Here is a 5,843-nt window from a genome sequence, read left to right on the forward strand (position 1 = left end):
GGCGCCACGTCCGTGGCCGCGCGCATCGCCTCGGCGCTCGGCGACGGCCGGCTCGGTGGCCGCGGCATCTTCGGTGTCGAGATGTTCGTCAAAGACGACGACGTGTACTTCTCCGAGGTCAGCCCCCGACCGCACGACACCGGCCTGGTGACCCTCGGAACCCAGCGGCTCTCTGAGTTCGACATGCATGCGCGCGCGATCCTGGGATTGCCCGTGGACGTCACGCTGGCCTCTCCAGGAGCATCAGCGGTGATCTACGGCGGCCTGAACGAACCGGCGATCGCTTTCGAGAACGTCGCTGCTGCCCTGGCTGTCCCGGAGACGGACATCCGGTTGTTCGGCAAGCCCGAGAGCTTTGCGCGTCGCCGGATGGGTGTGGTGATCGCGACCGCCGACGACATCCAGACAGCCCGCGCGCGCGCCGGTGAAGCGGCCCGCCTGGTGCGGCCGATCAGCACGTCACCGCAGGCCGACACTCGCGCGGTGCCAGCGATCCGCGAGGAACCGCCGCGCGAGTCGACCCCTCCCGATCCGGGGATGACACGGGTTACCCGACGTCCACCGGGAGCACAGCCCTCTCCGCCGAAGACCCCTTCCCCGGCACAGGCCGGACCGCCGGCCGGTCCTCGGCTGAACAAACCCGCCGGCTCAGGCGACGAGAACCGGTAGCGGGGAGAACACGTGCCTTTTGTCGGCGAGGTCATCGTCGCCCTGGTGATCTTTCTGGGGTTGTGCGGTGTTGTCGTGCCGGTGCTGCCCGGACTGAGCCTCATCTTCGTTGCCATCGGGGTGTGGGCGTTTGTCGTCGGTAGCGCGGGTTGGCTGGTGTTCGCGGCAGCCGCCGTGTTGCTGGGCGTCTCGGCCATCGTGAAGTACGTCTTCGCGAACAAGTCGATGAAGGACTCGGGGGTGCCCGGCCGAACGGTGGTCCTGGGCGGTCTGCTCGGGATCGTCGGGTTCTTCGTGATCCCGGTGGTGGGCCTGCCGGTCGGGTTCGTGCTCGGAGCGTTCCTCGCCGAGTGGGCGCGGCTGGGCAGCATCGAAGCCGGCTGGCGTGGAGCCATCGCCGCGACGAAGGCCGCGGGACTGGCCATCGTGATCGAACTGGCCGGCGCGCTGCTCGCCGCGTCCCTGTGGCTCGGAGCGGCGTTCGCCTTCTAGTCCGCGAGTGGGTGTCTCAGCGTTTGCGACCGATGGGCACGATCATCGGCCCACCCGACACCGGGTCGGTGAGTACCTGCGAGGACAACCCGAAGGCCTCCTGCAACAGATCGGTGGTGATGACGTCGGAGGGTGTTCCCTCTCGGATGATCTCTCCCTCCCTCATGACCACCAGCCAATCGCTATAGCGCACAGCCAGATTGAGGTCGTGGAGCACCATCACCACGGTCTTGCCGTGCATGCGGCACAGGTCGTCGACGAGGTCGAGCACGTCGATCGAATGTGACAGGTCGAGGTAGGTGGTCGGCTCGTCCAGCATCACCACATCGGTCTGCTGTGCCAGCGTCAACGCGATCCAGACCCGTTGTCGCTGACCACCGGACAGCGCGTCGATGGTCCTCTCGGCAAGGTCGGTGCAGTCGGTCAGTTCCAGCGCCTGCGCGACGGCGACCTCGTCTTCCGGCGACCACTGCTTGTACCAGGACTGGTGGGGGTGACGACCTCGCGAGACCAGGTCGACAACCGTCAAACCCTCGGGGGCAACGGGGTTCTGGGGCAGCAGTCCGAGGATCTTGGCCACCTCTTTGGTGCGCAGCGTCGCGATGTCGCGGCCGTCGAGCAGCACCTGCCCCGCGGTCGGCTTGAGCAGACGTACCAGCGAGCGCAGCAGCGTGGATTTGCCGCACCCGTTGGGGCCGACGATGGTGGTGACCTTGCCGTCGGGGATCGAAATGTCGAGATCGTCGATGATGGGTCGGTCGCCGTAGCCGACCTGGAGGCCGGTGGCCGCAATGCGTCCCGCGGACTGTTCCGAGTACAGGGCACTCATACCGAGGCCTTTCGGTTGATCTGGACCATGAGGTAGATGAGGGCGGGGCCGCCGATGCCTGCGGTGACGACCCCGACGGGGAGTCCGGCCGGCAACACCGTGCGGCACAACAGGTCTCCACCCAGCACGAGGCACGCACCGGTCAGCCCGGCGGTGATCGGTCCCGGGACTTCCGCCCGGGTGAGCCGCATCGCGATCTGTGGTGCGAGCAAGGCGACGAACGCGATCGGGCCGGCGGAGGAGACGCAGACCGCCGCCACGATGACGGCGACGATGAGGATGAGCGCCGACACCGGGTTGGCGCGGATGCCCAGCCCGCGGCACACGTCCTCGCCCAGACTGAGGATCGAGAGATTTCGGGACTGGGCGAGCACGATCAGGATGGCCGGGATCAGCACGATCAACGGGGGCCACACCGCTTTCCAGCCCGCACCGGACACCGATCCGACGATCCACAGCTGCGCCCGCTGCACCTGATCCACATTGGCGCGGGTGAGCAGATAGGCGATCACGGCCTGCAGACCCCACGTCAGCGCGACGCCGACGAGCACCAGACGGATGGGGTCGATGCCCTTGCGCCAGGTGAGGATGTACATCGCGGTGGCGGTGAGAAGTCCACCGAGCATGGCGGCGAGCGCGAGACCGAGGTCGGCCAGCCACGAGGCCCACGTGGATCCGAAGGCGATCACGGCCACCGCGGCCGCACTCGCGCCGGAGGTGATGCCGAGCATGTCGGGCGTCGCCAAGGGGTTGCGGGCGATCACCTGGGTGAGTGCACCGGACATCCCCAGACCCATCCCGACCAGCAGACTCACCAGGCCGATCGGCAACTGGGTGTCGAAGACGACGACGTTCTCCGCGCGGGTTCCGCCGCCGAGCAGGATCCGCCCGACATCGATGGGGGACATCGGGAAATCGCTGGTGCCGATGCTGACCGCGAACAGGACGACGGCCAGCGCGGTCAGCACCAGTCCGACGCCCGTTGCCCATGGTCGCACGACGAACGAGCCTCCGGCCACCCGCACCGTGGTGCGGCGAAGGTGCCGGGCCGGCAGCGGTGCCGGCTTGTGCTCGGGGGGATCGGCCACTGCGGTCATGCCGCCACCGACTTCACGGTCATACCGCCACCAACTTCTTTGCGCGTACCAGGGCGATGAAGAACGGGGCGCCGACGGCAGCCAGGACGATGCCGGCCTGGATCTCGCCGGGGCGGGCGATCATCCGGCCGAGTACGTCGCAACCGACGAGGGCGACGGCACCGATGAGCGCCGAGTAGGGCACCACCCAGCGATAGTCGGGGCCGGTGAAGAACCGGGCCACGTGCGGCGCCACCAGGCCGAGGAACACGATCGGCCCGCAGGCTGCGGTCGCCGACCCGACGAGCAGGGTGATCGCGAGGATGCCGACGATCCGCACCTGCACGATCCGCGAACCTAGTGCCTTGGTCATCTCGTCGCCCAGCGACAGGATGTTGAGGAAGAAGCCACTGGCGATCGCCAGGATGAGCCCCGGGATGATGAACGGGAGCGTGGCGAGGATGACGTCGAATCCGCGTCCGGCCACCGACCCCACCTGCCAGAAGCGCCAGGCTTCCAGCGATGCGGTGTCGATCAGAACGATCGCGGATGTCAGTGCCACCAGCATCGCCGAGAGTCCGGTGCCGGCGAGGATCAGCGTCAGCGGGCTGGCGCCCTTGCCCACCGACGCGAGGAAGAACACCAGCGAGGAGGCCGCCATCGCGCCGAGCAGCCCGAAGCCCATGTACTGGATGGGTGTGGTGATTCCCAGGACGTAGACGCCCGTGACCACTGCAAAAGCAGCGCCCGCGTTGACGCCGAGGATGCCCGGGTCGGCCAGTGGGTTGCGCGTGTGGCCCTGTGTGAGCGCACCCGCGGCGCCGACCGCAAGACCGACCACCAGGCCCAGGACGGTGCGCGGAATGCGAAGGTCGTGCACGATTCCGACGGCGTCGGGCGCTCCTGGAACGTTGTCCGTCCACAGCGCGTCCCAGACCTCGGGCAGGGGGATGACGCGGGACCCGATCGCGATCGAGGCCGCGCAGACGATGGCCAGGAGGACCAGTAGCAGTACCACCCCGGGTATGCGTCGCGATTTGTTGACCAAGATCTGCCGGACCTGTCTTGTGTAGTTCAATGCATGTGTGTGCGGGTGGCCGGTGTCGGGATGACGACGTCGACGGTAGGCAGGTTACCCTAACCTTCTCCGGTACTGCGAAATCTTCCTGCGGTCCATGACTTTGGATCACGGAACGGTAACGAATCGCAGACACCGTGTTTCTTATCTGTTTCTTGGCTAACACTCAGGTTGTCATCAGGCGATAACCTCATGAGTCACATCCGTGGCCAGACCTGGAGGAGTGAAGAATGAAACAGAAGTTGATTCGCGCCGCCGCAGCCGTAGCCGCGACTGTGGGTATTACCGCAGGCAGCGTTGTCGCCGCCGCGCCCGGACAGGCCGCCCCTGTGGGCCCGTTCGACCTCGACCTCACCGGCGGCGTCAGCTGCGAGTGGGGCAAGCCCGGTGATCCCTGGGTGAACGCCTGGCACACCAAGCGCTGGATGAAGGTCACCGCATACGGCCGCGACTGGCCCAACGTCACGCTCCAGGAGTTCAACGGCGCGCAGAAGTTCGCCCCGGTCCTGAAGAAGGGCCAGTCCCTGACCATCGAGACCAAGTGGTTCGGCTGCTTCCCGACGTCCATCTCCGGCTACACGATCTCCAGCGAGATCGACCCGCTGCAGAACAACATCGGCTACTGGTTCAGCGTTCAGAGCATCCCGAACTGACGCTCGCACCCAGCACCCACCACGGCGGGTGAACAGCACCACCACTCGATCCCTCTCCCGGACACGATCTGTCTGGGGGAGGGATCTTTGCGTCTCCAGGTGCGCGTGTTGCACAAAGGCCTTGCGGTTGACGCAGCGTCAACGGGCACAGTGGTTCTCGACCGCCTGAGGAGGCCGAGATGGATCACCCGATCGGGGAGATCGCCCGTAGTTCGGGCGTCACGCCGCGCACGTTGCGGCACTACGAGCAGATCGGGCTGCTGTTGCCGTCACGGACGGGCGCCGGCGGCATCCGGTACTACGACTCGGCAGCAGTGGTCCGCCTGCAGCGCATCCTGATCTTGCGCGAGTTGGGTCTGTCGCTGCCGCGAATCGCTGACGTGCTTGCCGGACAACAAGATCCACGAACAGCGCTCGGGGAACTCCTCACGACACTGCGGTCTCGACGCGACACCATCGACGCCCAGATGTCGTCGGTCGAACACACCATCACCCACCTGGAGAAGGGACTCGACATCATGCCCACCGACGCATTCGCCGGATTCGACCACACCATTCATCGCGAGGAGGTCGAAAGTCGCTGGGGCGCTGACGCCTACGCGACATCCGATCGCTGGTATCGCTCACTCACCGATGAGCAGCGTGCAGACTTCGCCGCAGAACATCGGGACATCGCTGCACAGTGGATCGAGCTCACCGATGCGGGGGAGGACCCGTCAGGGGAGCGAGCCCGCCACTTGGCGGCCCGTCATCTGGAGTGGCTCGCACTGAGCGGTGCGACAGTGTCGGCCGACTACGTGCGTGGCCTCGGCCAGATGTACGTCGACGACGAACGGTTCGGCAAGAACTACGCACCCCCTGGCGTCGACCATCGCCGATACGCGGAGTTCGTGCGGGATGCGTTGGAGTTTGCTGTCGATTGAGGGGTCGGCTCTGCAAGGCTGGTGCGCCGGCGGTTACCGCCGCTCGGTGAACTGGCACAAGCGCGCGCTACAGCCCGAGCTTCTGCGAGGTTCGCGAGCTGGCGGTTACCGTCGCTCACCGAA

At 66.6% G+C, this 5,843-nt stretch carries 7 protein-coding genes; 4 read left to right on the plus strand and 3 right to left on the minus strand.

From position 1 onward, the window contains the following. Positions 1-669 (plus strand): ATP-grasp domain-containing protein (locus tag W823_RS0130460; protein WP_031333159.1); only part of this gene is annotated, 669 nt, incomplete at its 5' end. Between the two features lie 12 nt (positions 670-681). Beyond that, positions 682-1,161 (plus strand): DUF456 domain-containing protein, encoded by a 480-nt coding sequence (locus W823_RS51570; RefSeq protein WP_031333162.1) that lies wholly within the window; start codon positions 682-684, stop codon positions 1,159-1,161. Positions 1,162-1,177: 16 nt separating this feature from the next. Here the strand turns inward: W823_RS51570 and W823_RS51575 are convergent, their stop codons facing one another. From W823_RS51575 to W823_RS51585, 3 genes are read right to left on the minus strand one after another with little or no spacing between them, the layout of a single operon-like run. After that, the gene (locus W823_RS51575; protein WP_023961672.1) at positions 1,178-1,990 is read right to left on the minus strand and encodes an ABC transporter ATP-binding protein; all 813 of its coding nucleotides are present in this window, start codon (positions 1,988-1,990) and stop codon (positions 1,178-1,180) included. Continuing rightward, positions 1,987-3,087: an iron chelate uptake ABC transporter family permease subunit gene (locus W823_RS51580; RefSeq protein WP_023961674.1), complete on the minus strand. Its 1,101-nt coding sequence runs from the start codon at positions 3,085-3,087 to the stop codon at positions 1,987-1,989. Before W823_RS51580 ends, W823_RS51575 begins: the two co-directional genes overlap by 4 nt. Before the next feature lie 19 nt (positions 3,088-3,106). Continuing rightward, on the minus strand, positions 3,107-4,144 hold the full coding sequence (locus W823_RS51585) for an iron ABC transporter permease (RefSeq protein ID WP_023961676.1): 1,038 nt from the start codon (positions 4,142-4,144) through the stop codon (positions 3,107-3,109). Between the two features lie 230 nt (positions 4,145-4,374). Between W823_RS51585 and W823_RS51590 the strand changes: the two genes are divergently transcribed. Continuing rightward, positions 4,375-4,797 carry a hypothetical protein gene (locus W823_RS51590; RefSeq protein WP_023961678.1) on the plus strand — a complete coding sequence of 141 codons (423 nt, stop codon included), beginning with the start codon at positions 4,375-4,377 and terminating at the stop codon, positions 4,795-4,797. 179 nt (positions 4,798-4,976) lie between these two features. Beyond that, complete coding sequence (locus W823_RS51595; RefSeq protein ID WP_023961680.1) at positions 4,977-5,720, plus strand: MerR family transcriptional regulator; 744 nt, start codon at positions 4,977-4,979, stop codon at positions 5,718-5,720. Positions 5,721-5,843: the final 123 nt, after the last annotated feature.

The sequence above is a fragment of the Williamsia sp. D3 genome (genome assembly GCF_000506245.1).
In the GTDB taxonomy this organism is placed as follows: Bacteria; Actinomycetota; Actinomycetes; order Mycobacteriales; family Mycobacteriaceae; genus Williamsia; species Williamsia muralis.

Bases quoted from the DNA above. Each gene is read 5' to 3' on its own strand.
- W823_RS51575 (WP_023961672.1), bottom strand. From the start codon at position 1,990: ATGAGTGCCCTGTACTCGGAACAGTCCGCGGGACGCATTGCGGCCACC.
- W823_RS51580 (WP_023961674.1), bottom strand. From the start codon at position 3,087: ATGACCGCAGTGGCCGATCCCCCCGAGCACAAGCCGGCACCGCTGCCG.
- W823_RS51590 (WP_023961678.1), top strand. From the start codon at position 4,375: ATGAAACAGAAGTTGATTCGCGCCGCCGCAGCCGTAGCCGCGACTGTG.
- W823_RS51595 (WP_023961680.1), top strand. From the start codon at position 4,977: ATGGATCACCCGATCGGGGAGATCGCCCGTAGTTCGGGCGTCACGCCG.